Raw genomic sequence first — 16,151 nt, forward strand, 5'->3', positions numbered from 1 at the left:
TTCGATTATTCCACGTGAAGGCCGGCCGCACCCGCTGTCGGTGCGGTTTCATCTCGCAGTTTCCCAAAACGATCAGGCCCGCTTGCGGCGGGCCTGATCTTCCAACACGGATGCTGCAACGGCTTACTTCTTCGGCGCGTCCTTCAAGCCGCGGTTTTCCAGCATCGGCTCGATCTGCGGGTCCTGGCCGCGCCAGTCCTTGTACATCTTCGCCAGCTCCTCGGTGTTGCCCCGCGACAGCACCATCGCGCGGAAGCGGTCGCCGTTCTCGCGGGTCAGGCCGCCGTGTTCCTTGAAGCCCACGAAGGCGTCGTCGGCCAGCATCTCGGTCCACAGGTAGGCGTAGTAGCCGGCGGCGTAGCCGTTGCCCCAGATGTGCTGGAAGTAGCTGGAGCGGTAGCGCGGCGGCACGTAGCCGAGGTCGATGCCGTCCTTCTTCAGCGCGGCGGCTTCGAACTTGTCGGCGTCCTGCAGCGGCGCGTCGGCGCCCAGCATGTGCCAGTTCATGTCCAGCAGCGCGGCCGAGACCAGCTCGGTCATGTTGTAGCCGGAGTTGAACTTGCCGGCCTTCGTCATCTTGTCGACCAGCGCCTTGGGCATCGGCTCGCCGGTCTGGTAGTTCTTCGCGTAGTGGGCGAACACCTTCGGATCGGTGGCCCAGTGCTCGTTGAACTGCGAGGGGAACTCGACGAAGTCGCGCGCGGTGTTGGTGCCGGACAGGGTCGGGTACTGCTCGTCGGCGAAGATGCCGTGCAGCGCGTGGCCGAACTCGTGGAACATGGTGATCACGTCATCGAACGACAGCAGCGCCGGCTGGCCCGCGGCCGGCTTGCTGAAGTTGCCGACGTTGTAGATCACCGGCTTGGTGCCCAGCAGCTTCGACTGGGTGACCAGGTTGTCCATCCAGGCGCCGCCGTTCTTGTTGTCGCGCTTGAAGTAGTCGCAGTAGAACAGCGCCATCGAGCTGCCGTCCTTGTCGAACACCTCGAACACGCGCACGTCCGGCTGGTACACCGGGATGTCCTTGCGCTCCTTGAAGGTCAGCCCGTACAGCTGGTTGGCCGCGTAGAACACGCCGTTCTGCAGCACGTTGTCCAGTTCGAAGTACGGCTTGATCTGGTTTTCGTCGAGGTCGTACTTCGCCTTGCGCACCTGCTCGGCGTAGAAGTTCCAGTCCCACGGCTGCAGCTTGAAGCCGCCGTGCTGCTGGTCGATCACCGCCTGGATGTCGGCCGCCTCCACCTTGGCGCGACCGGTGACGGCAGGCACCAGGTCCTGCATGAACTTCAGCGCGGTTTCCGGCGTCTTCGCCATCTGGTCGTCGAGCTTCCACGCGGCATAACTCGGGAAGCCGAGCAGCTTCGCCTGTTCGGCGCGGATCTGCGCCAGCCGCTCGATGGTCTTGCGGGTGTCGTTCGCGTCGCCCTGCTCGGCACGGTTCCAGGAGGCCTCGAACAGCGCCTGGCGGGTGGCGCGGTCGGTGAGGTCCTGCAGCTCCGGCTGCTGGGTGGTGTTCTGCAGCGACAGCACGTACTTGCCGTCCTGCTTGCGGTCCTTGCCGGCCTGGCTGGCGGCGGCCAGTTCAGCATCGGACAGGCCGGCCAGCTTCGCCTTGTCGGCGATCACCGGCGCGGCGTCCTTCGTTGCGGCCAGCAGCTTGTTGGTGAACGCGGTGCTCAGCGTGGACTCTTCCTTGTTGAGGTCCTTCAGCTTCGCCTTGTCGGCGTCGGACAGCTTGGCGCCGGCGTGCACGAAGTTCCGGTAGACCACCTCGACCAGGCGCGCCGATTCGGGGTCGAGCTTGAGCGTGTCGCGCCGGTCGTAGACCGTCTGCACGCGCTGGAACAGCTTGCTGTCGAGGTAGATCGCATCCTCGTGCGCGGCCAGCTTCGGCGCTTCGTCTTCCTGCACTTTCTGCAGCGCGTCGTCGGTGTTGGCACCGGTGACCGCGTTGAAGGCGGTCATCACCCGGTTGAGCATGGCGCCGGATTTCTCCATCGCCACGTAGGTGTTCTCGAAGGTGGGCGCTTCGGGGTTGTTCGCGATCTTCTCGATCTCGGCCATGTGCTGCTTCATGCCCTCTTCGATCGCGGGCTGGTAGTCGGCATCGTGGATCTTGTCGAATGGCGGCGCCTGGAACGGCAGCGTGCTGGCGCTGTAGAACGGATTGCTGGTCATGTCGGTGGCCGCCGGCGCGGCGCTGCTGGTGCTGGCGGCGGAAGCGGCCGGCGCGGGTGGGTTGGCGGCGCCTTCCGGCTGCTGCGAGCAGGCGGCCAGGGCCATCGTGGTGGCGATCACAATCGTGCGCAGTCGAAGCATCGGGTTCCCCAGGAGTGGTGCGCCCGGCATCGGGCACGGAAGTCTGACCGCCGACTGTAGGAGCGTGGGCGGTAGAAACACAAGCGGCTGCGGCTGCGCGGTTTTGGCCAGCTTTTCCGCTCCTTTTCGTTGAATAGCTATGGCTATTCGCCTCAAACGATCGAAAAACCTGACTCAAAACCGCGTTGCCTCGCTCACCTGGTTTCTACCGCCCACGCTCCTGGCGAGACGACAGCCAGTTTCCAAACGGTGACGCCGTGAAGCGGCGCAGAATCCTGCGACTCAGGCGGCGCGCAGGTCGCGCAACTGCCAGGCGCCGCCGATCATCAGGTACAGCCGATGGCGCACCACGCTCATCGGCAGGTCGGTGATCAGGTCCACCTCGGTGTGCAGGTCGACCACCCGCGCGTCCACCTGCGCGGTCGGGTCGGTGGCGCCGAGACTGTCGTCGACCGCATCCGGATCGGGCTGCGCCGCGCGCCAGCGCTGGAACAGCTCGTCGCTGCGCAAGGCCTGCTGCAGGGTGCTGGCGAAACCGTCCGGGCCGGCGCCCTCCCACGAGAAACGCGGGTCGTCGCCACGTGCGTGAACGATGTCGGCGATCGAAAGGTAGTAGTGGTTGCGGGCCATGGTCACTCCGACGTGGGAAACGTGCGCCATCCGAACACATCGAATGTGAAGCTCAGTCCAAGGCTGCCACGGCCGCGCCCAGGCAGCCGGCGGCCTGCGCCGGTGCCACGCCGTGCGGCAGCACGCCCAGGCACGGCGCGGGCAGCAACGCGCGCAGCGTGTCCAGGTTTTCTTCCGGCGCGTCCATCGACGGGTCCACCCGGTTGCCGATCCAGCCCAGCAGGTGGCAGCCGTCGGCCACGATCGCCCGGGCGCTGAGCAAGGCATGGCTGAGGCAGCCCAGGCGCAGGCCCACCACCAGGATCACCGGCAGCTGCCATTGCCTGGCGATGTCCGAGGCCAGCAGGCCGGGCGCCAGCGGCACCAGCCAGCCGCCCACGCCTTCCACCACCACCGTCGAGTGCCGCGCGACCAGTTGTTCGAAAGCCGCACGCAACGGTGCCAGGCTGATCGCCACGCCATCGTGGGCCGCGGCAAGATGCGGCGACAGCGGGTCGCGCAGCGCCACCGGATTGACCAGCGCGTACGGAAGTTCCGGATCAACGCCTGCCGCCAGCAGCGCCAGCGCATCGTCGTTGCGCAGGCCTTGCGGCGTTTCCACGCAACCACTGGCGACCGGCTTCATGCCGCAGGCGTGGTGACCGGCCGCGCGCAGGGCATGCAGCAGAGTGCAGGCCGAGTGCGTCTTGCCGATGCCGGTATCGGTGCCGGCGATGAACACCGCCGACATCATGCCGGCGCGTGACGTCGGTCGAAGTGACTCGTCACAGGCCCGATCAGGAACAGCAGCGAATACATCATGCCGGGGATCGACCACATCCACCCGGGCACCGACAACGGCATCAGCAGGGCGACCAGCGCCGAGGCCAGGCCGATCGCCGCCGGCACGATCCAGATCCGCATCTCGCGGCGCGCGTCCAGGTTGTCCAGGCCCTGCCGGGCGGCGACCCTGGCCGCGTCGGAGAACAGCAGGGCCAGGGTGCCCGCCATGCAGGCGTAGGCCAACCCGTAGCAGACGAACAGCGTGCGCATGTCGGCCGGCCCGTTCACCGTGAAATCGCCGGGCAGGTAGCCGCCGCTGATCGAGGAGAACACCCCGGAGAACACCATGTGCAGCGGGTAGACGAAGATCATCGCGAAGAACACCAGCAGCAGCGACAGCCAGCGTCCGCTGGCGCCGGCGCCGAGGCAACGCTTGCGCCAGCGCACGTGGCCATGCCAGAAAAACGCGATCTGGAAGAAGCACACGGCGAACGCGGGGATGCCGCCCAGCGCGTGCAGCAACTTGTCGGTGCTGTCGGGAATCGACTCGCCGCCGATCAGCAGCAAGGTGAGGATGAACGCGAACGCGCCATCCACGAACATGTCCAGCCGCCCCGCCTCGATCCCTTCGCGCTGCTCGGTCAGACTCATCTGGCATCCCCCGTGATGATGGCTCGGCGCATAATACGGGCTTTGCCGCGGGACGCATCGCATGTTCGACCTGAAAGCCCAGACCTATGCCAGCAAGCGCGAGCACTACGCCGATCTGGTGCAGCAGGCGCGCGGCATCCTGGCCGGCGAGCGCGACCTGATCGCCAACGCGGCCAATTTCGGCGCACTGGTCTATCACAGCCTGGCGCAGGTGAACTGGGCCGGCTTCTACCTGTACGACGGCCATGAACTCGTGGTGGGCCCGTTCCAGGGCAAGCCCGCCTGCATCCGCATCGCGCTGGGCCGGGGCGTCTGCGGCACCGCCGCGCAGACCCGCGAAACCCAGCTGGTGCGCGACGTCAACGCGTTCGCCGGGCACATCGCCTGCGACGCCGCCTCGCAATCGGAGATCGTGGTGCCGCTGGTCAGGGCCGACGGTTCGCTGCTCGGCGTGTGGGATGTCGACAGCCCGGTCACCGACCGCTTCGACGAGGACGACCGCGCCGGCATGGAAGCGCTGTGCGCGGTGTTCATGGACGCCGTGCAGGGCTGAAACCGAAGCTCAGCCGTGAGAGGTTGTGATTTTTCAACCTCGAAGCCCGGCCATGGCGAGGGCATGGATGCCCGAATTGAGGCAACGCAGAAGCAGTTGCCCGATGGCCGGGCGTGGCTCGGTCACGCAAGCGACTGATTCACGTGAGCACGTCCGGGCATGTACCGGACGTGCGATAGAAGAAAGCGACAGGAAGTGGCTTCCTTCACAGGCTCTGAGAACTCAGCGCTCGCGGTCCTGATGTGCGCCTTCGCGCGGCTGCGCCAGCAAGTCCATCACCGCCTGCCGCGCCTCCTCCACCCCGGTGCCGGCAGACGAGGAAAACACCTGGGCGGTGGCGGACAGGTTTTCGGCGGCGAACTGCTTGCGCAACGCGGCCAGTGCCTGCGCCGCCTGGCCCCGCGAGATCTTGTCCGCCTTGGTCAGCAGCACGTGGCACGGCAGCTGGGTGTCGAAGCAGAACTGCAGCATCAGCCGGTCGAATTCCTTCAGCGGATGGCGGATGTCCACGATCAGCACCAGCCCGCGCAGGCTGCGGCGCTGGTGCAGGTAGGCGTCGATCTCCTGCTTCCAGTGCTCGCGCATGTCCAGCGGCACCTTGGCGTAGCCGTAGCCGGGCAGGTCGATCAGGCGCAGGTCGGGGGCCGGTCGCTCCTGCGCATCCCTGTGCGGCGGCAGGCTGAAGGCCACCATCTGCTGGGTGCGCCCTGGCGTCTTAGAGGTGCGTGCCAGTCCCTTGTGGTTGGTCAGCGCGTTCAACGCGCTGGACTTGCCCGCGTTGGAACGGCCGGCGAAGGCGACTTCCGCGCCCTGGTCGACGGGAAGCTGGCTGATGCGATGGGCGGCGAGCACGAATTGCGCGCCCTGGAGGGGATTCGACATGGGGATGGTTTGACCAAGCTGGGGTGGCGCAGGGATAATTCTTCGGTTTCTGCCTGTTGCGGACCGCATGGCCGCAATCGCTGGCAGTGTTTGCAAGTCTCTCGGGAGTCAAGTGTATGAGTTTTCGGTCCGCTGGTTTTCGGCCCGCTGTTCTCGGGTCCGCCATGGCCCTCGTGTTCGCGCTGTCCGCCAGCGCCGCGATGGCTCAAGATGCCAAGCCGGAGACCGCGGCCCCCGCTGCCGCCAGCACCGCCGCTGCAGCGCCTGCCGCACCGGCCGTCGCCGCTGCTGAAGCCCCGGCCAAGCCGGGCGACGCCACCGCGGGCCAGGCCAAGGCCGCCGTCTGCGGCGCCTGCCACGGCATGGACGGCAATTCCGCCGACGCGCAGTACCCGAAGCTGGCCGGCCAGAGCGAGCAGTACATCGTGCGCCAGCTGACCGACTTCAAGGCGGGCAAGCGCCAGAACCCGATCATGATGGGCATGGCCGCGCCGCTGTCGACCCAGGACATGCACGACGTGGGCGCCTACTTCGCCAGCAAGACGGCCCTGCCGGGCGTGGCCGACCAGGCCCTGGTCGAGCATGGCCAGACGCTGTTCCGCCAGGGCGATTCGACCCGTGGCATCCCGGCCTGCATGGCCTGCCACAGCATCGACGGCCGCGGCAATCCGGGTGCGATGTATCCGCAGCTGACCAGCCAGCACGCGCAGTACATCGAGGCGACGCTGAAGTCCTGGCACGACGGCACCACCTGGGGTGACGACGCGCACGCGCAGATCATGCCGGCGATCGCCAAGCAGCTGACCCCCGACGACATCGCCGCCCTGGCCAGCTACATCGAAGGCCTGCACAGCGCCGACAGCCAGCCGGCCGCCACTCCCTGATCGAACCCGCGCCGACCTTCAAACGTCGGCGCGCTGGTTTTCGCGCCCCACTTTCGAGGTCTGCCATGTTGAAGCGTCTGCCGTTCCTGTGTGCCGCCCTGCTCGCGCTTGCCGCCTGCAGCCATGACAGCAACAGCGGCAGCCCCGCCGCCGAGGCCAGCGCTCCGGCCGTCACCAGCACGGCGCCGGCCAGCGCCGTGAGCAGCCCCGCCACGGCCGCGGCCGCCAGCACCGCCGCGGCGCCCGCCAGCAGTGCGACCGTCGCGCCGGCCCAGGCTCCCGCCGAAGCGGCAACGCCGGCGGTGGCCGCCGCGCCGTTCGTGGACACCGGCAAGTGGGTCGAGGGCAAGAACTACTTCCGCATCGATCCGGCGCAGCCGACCAGCCACCCCGGCAAGATCGAGGTGACCGAGGTGTTCTCCTACGGCTGCCCCGCCTGCAACGCCTTCCATTCCACCGTCGACCGCATCGCCAAGAGCCTGCCGTCGGACGCGGTGATGAACTATCTCGCTGCCTCGTTCCGTCCCGACGAAAACTGGCCGATGTACCAGCGCGCGTTCTACACCGCGCAGGCGCTGGGCGTGGTCGACAAGAGCCACGACGCGATGTACGACGCGGTGTGGAAGAGCAAGGAACTGTCGACCTACAACGCCACCTCGAGCGGGCTGAAGCCGCACGAGGCGTGGCCCACGATCGAGGACGCGGCGAAGTTCTACGCCAAGTACGGCGTCGACCCGAAGGAATTCGTCGCCGTCGCCAACTCGTTCAGCGTCAACACCCAGATGAAGCGCGCCGACGACCTGATGAAGGCCTACGGCGTGGACAGCACGCCGACCATGATCGTCAACGGCAAATACCGCTTCACGGCGAATTCCGCGGGCGGTTACGCACAGTCGATCGAGCTGACCCTGTGGCTGGTGTCGAAGGAAGCGGCCGGCAAGTAGGCGCTTCGGTTAAGCTGGTCAGCCGGCATCCCCACCGCATTCGAGCGAAGAAACCCATGTTCCAGCGATTCGCCTGTTCCCGCGTCCTGATCCTGCTTGCCGGCCTGCTGCTGGCCACCGCCTGCACCGCGAAATCCGGTGCGGTGGACCCGTACACCGACGGCGCCGAGTACGTCACCCTGCCCGCCCCGCACCAGCGCTACAGCAGCGAGGGCAAGGTGGAAGTGGTCGAGGTGTTCTCGTATGGCTGCATCCATTGCGCCCACTTCGCGCCGGTGGCCGATGCACTGGCCAAACAGTTCCCCAAGGGCGTGGAGTTCAAGCTGCTGCCGGCGCCGTTCAGTGCCGAATGGGTGCCGTTTGCCCGGGCGTTCTACGCGGCCAAGCAGCTGGGCGTGCTGGATCGCACGCACCTGGCCCTGTTCCAGGCGAAGTTCGAACAGCACTATCCGATCAACTCGATGAACGAACTGGCCGACTTCTACGCCCGCGCGGGTGTCGATCGCGCCGCGTTCATGCAGGCGGCCACGTCGACCCAGACCACCGACCAGATGAAGAGCGACCTCGCCCTGATCCAGAAGTGGCAGGTCGATGGCACGCCGACCATCGTGATCAACGGCAAGTACCGCGTCGCCGCGGTGCACTCCTATGACGAGATGGTCGCCGTCACGCAGTGGCTGGTGAAGCGCGAGCTGGCCGGCAAGTAATCGCCGGGTTCCCCGGCGGCTGGCGTGGCATTCACACCGGATGGATCATGCTAGCCGTCATCTCGGCGCATGAACCCATGCGCCGGCTTCCCCTTTTCGCGTAGTGGCCCGCCATGACTCGCGCCTCCGTTTCCACCGCCCCTGCCGAGCGCCACCTGCGCCTGCTGAGCTGCAACATCCTGGCCGGCGCCAGCGTGCAGCGCTATCGCCAGTACGTGACGCGCAGCCTCAGTGCGGTGCTGCCCGGGCGCAGCAAGATGGACAACCTCGACCGGCTCGCCGAAGTGCTGGCGCAGTTCGACGTGGTCGGCCTGCAGGAAGCCGATGCGGGCAGCCTGCGTTCGGGTTTCCTCAACCAGACCCGCTACCTCGCCGAAACCTCCGGTCTGCCGTTCTGGAGCCATCAGCCCAACCGGGCGATGGCGCGGCTGGCGCATTCGGCGAACGGGCTGATCAGCCGGCTCGAACCGCATTCGGTGACGGACTACCCGCTGCCCAGCCGCATCCCGGGCCGCGGCGCCCTGCTGGCCCAGTTCGGTGAAGGCGACAACGCGCTGGCGGTGATGATCGCCCACCTGTCGCTGAGCGCGCAGGCGCGCGCGCGCCAGCTGGGCTTCATCGCCGAGCTGCTGCAGGATTTCCCCCATGCGGTGCTGATGGGCGATCTCAACGCCGAGCCCGGCAGCGCCGAGATGAAGCATCTTTTCGCCAGGTCCACCTTGCAGCCGCCAGCCCAGCCCACGCCCACCTTCCCCAGCTGGAAGCCGCGGCGGGCGCTGGATCACATCCTCACCTCGCCGGCGATCACGCTGGAGAAAACCTGGGCCTTGCCGCAGGCGTTCTCCGATCACCTGCCGCTGGCGGCGGAGATCCGCCTGCCGGCGCACGTCGGCGGCAAGGCCTCGGCGAAGCGCAGCCGATGACGTCGAACCGATGGCGACTGGCCTGGCCATGGCTGGCCCTGCTGCTGGTGGCGCTGCTCGGCGCGTGGTTGCGCTATGGCGTGGTCGAGCCCGGCTCGATGGCGCAGCAATGCGGCGCCGGCCACGCACCGTGGTGGTGCCCGTGGCGGCAACGGCTGGTGCTGGGTTTCCTGCACAACGTGTATGGCATCGCGGCGCTGATCGCGACCGCGCTGGCGTTGGTGTGGAAGCGTCCGTGGCTGGCCTGGCTGGCCGCCGCCCTGGGCATCGTGGCGCTGCAGCTGTACTGCTTCGAGAGCGGCGCGCTGGCTGCGCTGATCGGCTGCCTACGCCTGATCAGGCTGCAGGCGGACGGCCTGCCGCCACGCCGACCACACCGGCACGACCAGCAGCAGGTTCACACCCAGCCATAGCCAAGCCACATACGTGAGGCCGGATTCCTGCAGCAGCACCAGCGCCGCCGGCAAGGGCAGCACGCAGGCCAGGAAGCGCTCCTCCAGCAACGGCATCAGCGGCGCGCGACGATCGGACAGCCAGCCGGACAGCGCGTAGCCGGCGCAGGGCAACAGGAACAGGCCCAGCGGAAAATCCCGGTAGCGCCCGTCGACCACCAGCAACAGGCCATAGAAGGCCAGCGCGAACAGCCAGCCCAGTCGCCACCACGGCCGCGGCAGCGGCGGCGTCATCCCGCACAGGCGCGCGGCGATCCAGCGCGCCAGGCGCAGCGCGGTAAGCAGCGCCAGCACGCAGGCGCCCAGCGACACCGTCCATTCCCACGCGTCGCGACAGGCGTACCACATCTGCCGGAACTGCCAGGCCAGCGCGCCGCCGCTGGCCGCGCCGGCCAGCGTCAGGGCCAGCCAGCCACGCGCTCCGCGCCAGCGACGACGCCACGCACCGACCAGCAGGAACACGCCGGCGCCGGCCACGCCGGCCAGCCAGCCCGCCCACCAGTGCGGCTCTTCCACCACCGGCCCCTGCATCGCGAACTTCGGCCGCGCCTGCGCATCGAAGATGCCCCAGTAGCCGCCCACGGTGCCTTCCTGGGCACGTTTCCACGGCTGGTCGAACGCTTCGATCACGTTGTACGGCATGTGCACGGTGGCCGCGTAGCGCAGGAATTCGCGCAGGTAGCGGGCCTCGTTGACCACGCTGGCGCTGGCCGCCTGGCGCGGGCGGCCAGCGCTGGGCCAGCCGGTCTCGCCGATCATCACGGCGCGGCCGGGAAACGCCTGCTGCACCTTCGCATAGACGTCGGCCACATGCTGCACCGCCCGCTCGGGTGACACCGGCTGGTCTTCCCAGTACGGCAGGATGTGGATGGTCAGGTAGTCCACCGAGCCGGCCAGCTCGGGATGGCGCAACCAGAACTCCCACACGTCGGCGTAGGTCACCGGCACCGTGACCGCCTCGCGCACCTGTTTCAGATAGACGGCCAACTGGCTGGCCGGCAGATCGCCACGCAACAGCACCTCGTTGCCCACGATCACCCCGCGCAGCACCTGCGGATACTTGTTTGCAGTGGCGATGCCCAGCCGCACCTGCTCGGCGTTCGCCTTCGCGTCGCCGCCCAGCCAGATGCCCATCAGCACCTTCATGCCATGGCGTTCGGCGATCGCCGGCACCGCGCTCAGCCCCTGCCCTTGCGAATACGTGCGCACGCAATCGAAGCGCTGCGACAACGCGGCAAGATCGGCATCGATGCGCTCGGCGCTGATGTGCGCCGTCGGGTCCAGTGGCGTCTCGCCGGCACGACGAAACGGCGCATACGACACGCAGGCGATGCGCGCCGACGGCGCATCCGGCAAGGCCACCGGTCGACCGATCGCCCACCACCACCACGCGGCGGCCAGTGCCATCACCACCAGCGCGAGCCACGCCGGCCAGACGCGACGGAAAACAGGCGAAGCAGCTGGCGACATGCCGATCCCGGTAAAGGCGTGGATGAAGCGCGACAGCTTAACAGGGCCCACCGCGCACTCACCGAATGCCGACAAGTTGAAACGGGCCATCCACTACACTGGCCGCGATCCACCGCAGGAGTTGTCATGTTTTCATTCGCTTCGTCGCGGCGCGTGCCGCTGGCCTGGCTGGCGCTGGCCGGCGCCTGGCTGCTCACCGGCTCGACCGCACTGGCCGCCACGCCCGACGCCGCGCAACGCGTCGCCTTCAAGCAGGCGTACGCCGTCGCCCAGCAGGGCGGCGACGGCTGGCGCCAGTTTGCCGGCAACCTGCACGACTACCCCTTGTATCCGTACCTGGCTGCGGCGGCGCTGCAGCACGACATCCAGCAGGTCGACCGCGCCAGCGTGGAAGCCTATCTCGCGCAGTATCCGGACTGGATACCCGCGGCCGACCTGCGCCGCGCGTTCCTGCTGGAGCTGGCGCGCCGGCAGGACTGGAGCGGCTTTCTTGCGCTGTACCAGCCCGGCCTCGGCGACACGCTCAGCTGCGACGCGCTGCAGGCGAAACTCGCCGGCGGCGGCAAGCTGGATTTCCAGCGCGACCTGGCCGAACTGTGGACCCGCGCCAACCTGCCCGGTGCCTGCGATCCGGTGCTCGACGCCGCGCACGACCAGGGCCTGCTCACCGACGCACGGCTGTGGACACGGATCGATCGCGCGGCCGACGCCGGCCAGGCCGGCACCATCGCCAGCCTGGCCAGCTGGCTGCCTGCCAGCGAACAGCCCGCCGCGCAGCAACTGGCCACCGCGCTGCGTGATCCGGCTGCCGCGGTCGCTGACGCGAAGAACTGGCCCGACGGCACGCGCCAGCGCCACGCCGTCACGCTGGCGCTGACCCGGCTGGCCCGACGCCAGAGCGACAGCGCCGACGCCGCGTGGCAGCAGCTGCAATCGCGCTTCACGCTGAGCGAGGCCCAGCGCAACCGCATCCTGCAGACCCTGGCGCTGTTCCGCGCCACCGACTTCGACGACGATGCCCTGGCCCGGCTGATCGCGCTGCCCGCCGCCGCGCAGACCGACAGCACCCGCGAATGGCGCGTGCGCGTGGCGCTGGCCCGGCAGGACTGGAGCGCGGCGCTGGCGGGCATCGAGGCGATGCCTGCCAGCCAGCAGCAGGATGGCGAATGGCAATACTTCCGCGGCCGCGCGCTGGCCGCGCTGGGCCGCGCCGACGAAGCCCGGCGGCAGTTCGCCGAGCAGGCCGACCAGCCGACCTTCTTCGGCTTCATGTCGGCGGACCGGCTCGACCAGCCGTACGCGATCTGCCCGCTGACCCTGGCCGACGACCCGCAGCGCGAACAGCAGCTGCTGGCGATGCCGGGGCTGGTGCGCGCGTTCGAGCTGTACGCGGTGGACCTGCCGAAACTGGCCCGGCGCGAATGGACACGCGCCCTGCAGGGCAGCGACGTGGCCACGCAGAGGATCGCCGCCGACATGGCCAACCGCCGCGGCTGGTACGACCGCGCCGTATTCACCCTGAGCAGCGGCGATGCCCTGCGCCTGTATGACCTGCGCTTCCCGCTGGCCAGCCAGGACGGCCTGGTGCCGCAGGCCGAGCAGGCCGGCATCGAACCGGCCTGGGCCTACGGCATCCTGCGCGCGGAAAGCGCGTGGATGAGCGACGCGCATTCCGGCGCCGATGCGCGCGGCCTGATGCAGTTACTGCCGGAGACCGCCGCGCTGGTGGCCAGGCGCAACGGACTGGACTGGGCCGGCGGCGACAGCCTGTACGACCCGGCCACCAACATCGCGCTGGGCACCCGTTACCTGGCGCAGATGGCGGCGCGCTTCAACGGCTCGCCATGGCTGGCCAGCGCCGCCTACAACGCCGGCCCGAACAAGGTCGACCAGTGGCTGGCCGCCCGCGGCACCCTGCCCACCGATCTGTTCGTGGCCAGCATTCCCTACAAGGAAACCCGCGAGTACGTGGCCCGAGTGATGGCCTTCAGCGTGATCTACGACTGGCGTCTGGACGGCCATACGGTGGTGCCGCTGGCCACCCGCATGGAGGCGATCGGCCAGCCCTACAGCCTGCCCGGCAATGGCACGCCACGCCGCGAAGTAAGCTGCCCGGCGCCGACCACCGCGCCGACGACGGCCCCGGCCAGCGCCGCCAGCGTTTCTCGCTGAGCGATCTCCGCACCTGTTTCAGCAAGGAACGCCGCCCATGGCCGCACAGCAACTCGTCATCCTCGGTGGCACCGGCTTCCTCGGCCAGCAGCTGGTCCCGCGACTGGCCGCCGACGGCCATCGCATCGTGCTGCTCAGTCGCGATCGCGAGCGGCATCGCGCACTCGCCGTGCTGCCGGGCGTGAGCGTGCGCAACGCCGACATCTACGATGACGCCGTGCTGCGTCGCCAACTGGCAGGCGCCGATGCGGCCATCAACCTGGTCGGCATTCTCAACCAGGGTGGTCGACACAGCTTTCAGCGCACCCACGTCGAACTGACCCGGCGGCTGATCGCCGCCTGCCACGACAGCGGCGTCGGACGCCTGCACCAGATGAGTTCGCTGAAAGCCGGCCAGGGCCTGTCGCAATACCTGAAGACGCGCGGCGAAGCCGAAGCCTTGGTCAGGGCTTCGGCGCTGGACTGGACGATCTACCAGCCCAGCGTGATCTTCGGCCGCGGCGACGGCCTGGTCAGCCGCTTCGCCGCGCTGCTGCGGAACATGCCGGCGCTGCCGCTGGCGCGCGCGCAGTCGCGCCTGGCGCCGACCTGGGTCGGTGACGTGGCGGAGGCGATCGCCAGCTGCGTGAACCACGAGCGCCTGGGCCGGCAGCGCAGCTTCGAGTTGTACGGCCCCGACGTGCTCAGCCTGGGCGAGATCGTGCGCCGCATCCGCGATGCCGCGGGCCTGCGCACGCCGATCGTCGCCCTGCCCGACAGCCTCGGCCAGTTGCAGGCGCAGTTCGCCGAGCTGTTGCCGGGCAAGCCGTTTTCACTGGACAACTTCCGTTCGCTGCGCACCGATTCGGTGGGCAAGGTGGATGGCTACGCCGCCCTCGGCATCACGCCCCAGCCGCTGGCGCCGTGGCTGCCGGTGCTGCTGGGCGAACCGGCGCGGCAACGCCGGCTGGCCGCGGCGCGGTCGCTGCGGCGCTGAGAGGTTTTCAACCTCTCAGGTCGGCCAGGCATGGTCGACCGCGAATCGGTCGCCCAAGTGGCTGACTCGCGTTAGCCCGTTCAAGCATGCATCGGACGCGCGATGGAAGAAAACCGCAGGAAGTGGTTTTTCTTCACGGACTCCGGGAAGTCGCTGCTCACCGATTCACAGCAGGCCCAGCAACACCCGCAGCCGATCCAGCTTGCCGCGGTAGCGTGGCGCCCGCGGCTCCTGCCAGCGCAACGGCTCGCGCAGCCGCGCGGTGTTGCCGGCCGCGCCCTGGCGCCGGTTGGCATGGACGTCCAGGCAGGCCGGGTCCTCATCGAGCCCGAGGAAGTTCAGCAGGCGATGCAGTTGCAACGGCGGATCGGCCAGCAGCGATTCGTGCTCATGCACGAACACGCGCCCGCGATGCAACTGCTGCCAGTGCGCGCAGAGTCCGTCGTAGTCGCGCCAGAAACTCGCCAGTTCGTCGAGGTCGTAGCTGAACTCGTTGCAGGACGAGAACAACTGGCGATAGCAGCTCAGGCAGTTCTCCAGCGGATCGCGACGGCAATCCACCAGTCGCGCGCCGGGCAGCATGGCCATCGCCGCGCCCATCAGGTGCCAGTCCTGGTCGCTCTGGTCGATGAAGCAGCGCTTGTCTTCCTGCGCGCGCACGGCCCGCGCCAGATAGTCGCGGCCAAGCCGCGCCCAGTCCGCCGGCGTGGCCCCGATGGTCCACTGGGGAAATTCCCGCTGCCGGCGCCTCGATTCTTCCTCGATCACGGCGCGCAGATGCTGCGGCCGCTCGCTCGCGTCCACCTGGGCATGACCGGCAAGCACGCGCCGCAGCAGGCCGCCGCCCGAGCGCGGCAGCCCCGCGATGAAGACGACCTGCTCGCCCAGCCGCGGATCCTCGACCTCGCCCGGCGGCTGGGCGAAGGCCGCGCGGATGCGCGCGATCCGGGCGGACACCGCCGCCGCGTTCCAGCTCACCAGCTTGCGCTTCTGTCCATTGGCCTTGCGCAGCGTGCGAAACGCGGCATGGTAGTCGCCCTGGTCCTCCAGGCAGCGGGCCAGCGCGAAGCCCAGCATCACGCGCGCCTGTGGCGACGTGCCGGGACGTTGCATCGCCTGTTTCAGGCGGGCCAGGTCATCCTTCGAAAACGGCTCGACCTGCAACCGGGCCAGGCCGAGCCACGCCTCGGCGTGATCCGGTTCATGCCGCAAGGCCTCGCGATAATTCGCGCACGCGGCGGCCACCGCACCCAGGCTGGCCTGGGCCTCGGCCAGCAGGCTGCGCATCACCGGGTCGTCGGGGGCGAGGTCCACCGCCCGATGCAGCGCCGTGATCGCACCGGCCGTACGCCCCTGCTGCTGGAATGCACGGCCCAGGCTGAACCATGCCGGCGGAAAATCGGGAGCCAGTTCGCAGGCACGGCGCAAGGACGAAAACGCGGTGGCGAATTCGCCCCCGCTGTACAGCGACATGCCCAGGTTCATGTGCAGCAGCGCGTTGTCCGGCTCCGTGACCAGCGCCCGCCGCAGGATCGCCACCGCCCCGGCATGGTCGCCACGGATATGCGCCACCAGCCCCTGCAGGCGCTGCGCCTCGACAAAATCCGGCGCCATCGCCAGCACGTCGGCCAGCGCCGCGCCAGCGGCGTCCAGCTCGCGACGCGCCATCGCCACCGTGGCCTCGTCGTAGCGCTGGCGCGCCGCCGCCGGCAGGCCGGCAGTGCGGCCGAGCAGCAGCGGATGAACCTGCATTGCCACCATCTTGCGTTTCCCGGATTACCCCATGCAGCCAGCTTAAGCGAGGGGGGCCGCATCTGGAAGCAATG

At 68.7% G+C, this 16,151-nt stretch carries 15 protein-coding genes; 8 read left to right on the top strand and 7 right to left on the bottom strand.

All coding sequences use genetic code 11. The features are described from left to right. Positions 1–123: 123 nt before the first annotated feature. From dcp to I6J77_RS16475, 4 genes are all read right to left on the bottom strand, one after another. The gene (gene dcp / locus I6J77_RS16460) at positions 124–2,319 is read right to left on the bottom strand and encodes a peptidyl-dipeptidase Dcp (RefSeq protein ID WP_204109869.1); all 2,196 of its coding nucleotides are present in this window, start codon (positions 2,317–2,319) and stop codon (positions 124–126) included. Between the two features lie 282 nt (positions 2,320–2,601). Further along, complete coding sequence (locus tag I6J77_RS16465; protein ID WP_204109870.1) at positions 2,602–2,949, bottom strand: hypothetical protein; 348 nt, start codon at positions 2,947–2,949, stop codon at positions 2,602–2,604. 52 nt (positions 2,950–3,001) lie between these two features. Further along, complete coding sequence (gene bioD / locus I6J77_RS16470) at positions 3,002–3,682, bottom strand: dethiobiotin synthase (RefSeq protein ID WP_204109871.1); 681 nt, start codon at positions 3,680–3,682, stop codon at positions 3,002–3,004. Next, entirely contained in the window at positions 3,679–4,362 is a 684-nt protein-coding gene (locus I6J77_RS16475) for a TMEM175 family protein (RefSeq protein ID WP_204109872.1), read from the bottom strand. The genes bioD and I6J77_RS16475 overlap by 4 nt, the downstream gene beginning before the upstream one ends. 61 nt (positions 4,363–4,423) lie before the next feature. Here I6J77_RS16475 and I6J77_RS16480 point away from each other — a divergent pair, with 61 nt between their 5' ends. After that, a complete protein-coding gene (locus tag I6J77_RS16480) occupies positions 4,424–4,915 on the top strand; it encodes a GAF domain-containing protein (protein WP_056715369.1) in 492 nt (163 codons plus the stop codon). A gap of 222 nt (positions 4,916–5,137) precedes the next feature. Here the strand turns inward: I6J77_RS16480 and yihA are convergent, their stop codons facing one another. Further along, positions 5,138–5,797 carry a ribosome biogenesis GTP-binding protein YihA/YsxC gene (yihA, locus tag I6J77_RS16485; protein ID WP_204109873.1) on the bottom strand — a complete coding sequence of 220 codons (660 nt, stop codon included), beginning with the start codon at positions 5,795–5,797 and terminating at the stop codon, positions 5,138–5,140. A gap of 164 nt (positions 5,798–5,961) precedes the next feature. Here yihA and I6J77_RS16490 point away from each other — a divergent pair, with 164 nt between their 5' ends. The 5 genes from I6J77_RS16490 to I6J77_RS16510 all read left to right on the top strand — a co-directional run bounded on the left by I6J77_RS16490 (position 5,962) and on the right by I6J77_RS16510 (position 9,668). Beyond that, complete coding sequence (locus tag I6J77_RS16490; RefSeq protein ID WP_056714372.1) at positions 5,962–6,681, top strand: cytochrome c; 720 nt, start codon at positions 5,962–5,964, stop codon at positions 6,679–6,681. Positions 6,682–6,746: 65 nt separating this feature from the next. Beyond that, the gene (locus tag I6J77_RS16495; RefSeq protein WP_204109874.1) at positions 6,747–7,625 is read left to right on the top strand and encodes a thiol:disulfide interchange protein DsbA/DsbL; all 879 of its coding nucleotides are present in this window, start codon (positions 6,747–6,749) and stop codon (positions 7,623–7,625) included. Positions 7,626–7,681: 56 nt separating this feature from the next. After that, positions 7,682–8,332 (top strand): thiol:disulfide interchange protein DsbA/DsbL, encoded by a 651-nt coding sequence (locus I6J77_RS16500; protein WP_204109875.1) that lies wholly within the window; start codon positions 7,682–7,684, stop codon positions 8,330–8,332. Between the two features lie 113 nt (positions 8,333–8,445). Beyond that, positions 8,446–9,255: an endonuclease/exonuclease/phosphatase family protein gene (locus I6J77_RS16505; RefSeq protein ID WP_204109876.1), complete on the top strand. Its 810-nt coding sequence runs from the start codon at positions 8,446–8,448 to the stop codon at positions 9,253–9,255. Then, a complete protein-coding gene (locus I6J77_RS16510) occupies positions 9,252–9,668 on the top strand; it encodes a hypothetical protein (RefSeq protein WP_204109877.1) in 417 nt (138 codons plus the stop codon). The genes I6J77_RS16505 and I6J77_RS16510 overlap by 4 nt, the downstream gene beginning before the upstream one ends. Here the strand turns inward: I6J77_RS16510 and I6J77_RS16515 are convergent. Further along, the gene (locus I6J77_RS16515; RefSeq protein ID WP_239309063.1) at positions 9,582–11,228 is read right to left on the bottom strand and encodes a glycoside hydrolase family 17; all 1,647 of its coding nucleotides are present in this window, start codon (positions 11,226–11,228) and stop codon (positions 9,582–9,584) included. The two genes, I6J77_RS16510 and I6J77_RS16515, sit on opposite strands and share 87 nt — an antisense overlap. 75 nt (positions 11,229–11,303) lie before the next feature. Here I6J77_RS16515 and I6J77_RS16520 point away from each other — a divergent pair, with 75 nt between their 5' ends. Both I6J77_RS16520 and I6J77_RS16525 read left to right on the top strand, forming a co-directional pair. Beyond that, positions 11,304–13,349, top strand: coding sequence for a transglycosylase SLT domain-containing protein (locus I6J77_RS16520; RefSeq protein ID WP_204109878.1), 2,046 nt, complete (start codon positions 11,304–11,306; stop codon positions 13,347–13,349). A gap of 37 nt (positions 13,350–13,386) precedes the next feature. After that, a complete protein-coding gene (locus tag I6J77_RS16525) occupies positions 13,387–14,325 on the top strand; it encodes a complex I NDUFA9 subunit family protein (protein ID WP_204109879.1) in 939 nt (312 codons plus the stop codon). A gap of 165 nt (positions 14,326–14,490) precedes the next feature. Here the strand turns inward: I6J77_RS16525 and I6J77_RS16530 are convergent, their stop codons facing one another. After that, positions 14,491–16,086 carry a sulfotransferase gene (locus I6J77_RS16530; protein WP_204109880.1) on the bottom strand — a complete coding sequence of 532 codons (1,596 nt, stop codon included), beginning with the start codon at positions 16,084–16,086 and terminating at the stop codon, positions 14,491–14,493. Positions 16,087–16,151 lie beyond the last annotated feature (65 nt).

This window comes from Rhodanobacter sp. FDAARGOS 1247 (assembly GCF_016889805.1).
GTDB lineage: Bacteria > Pseudomonadota > Gammaproteobacteria > Xanthomonadales > Rhodanobacteraceae > Rhodanobacter.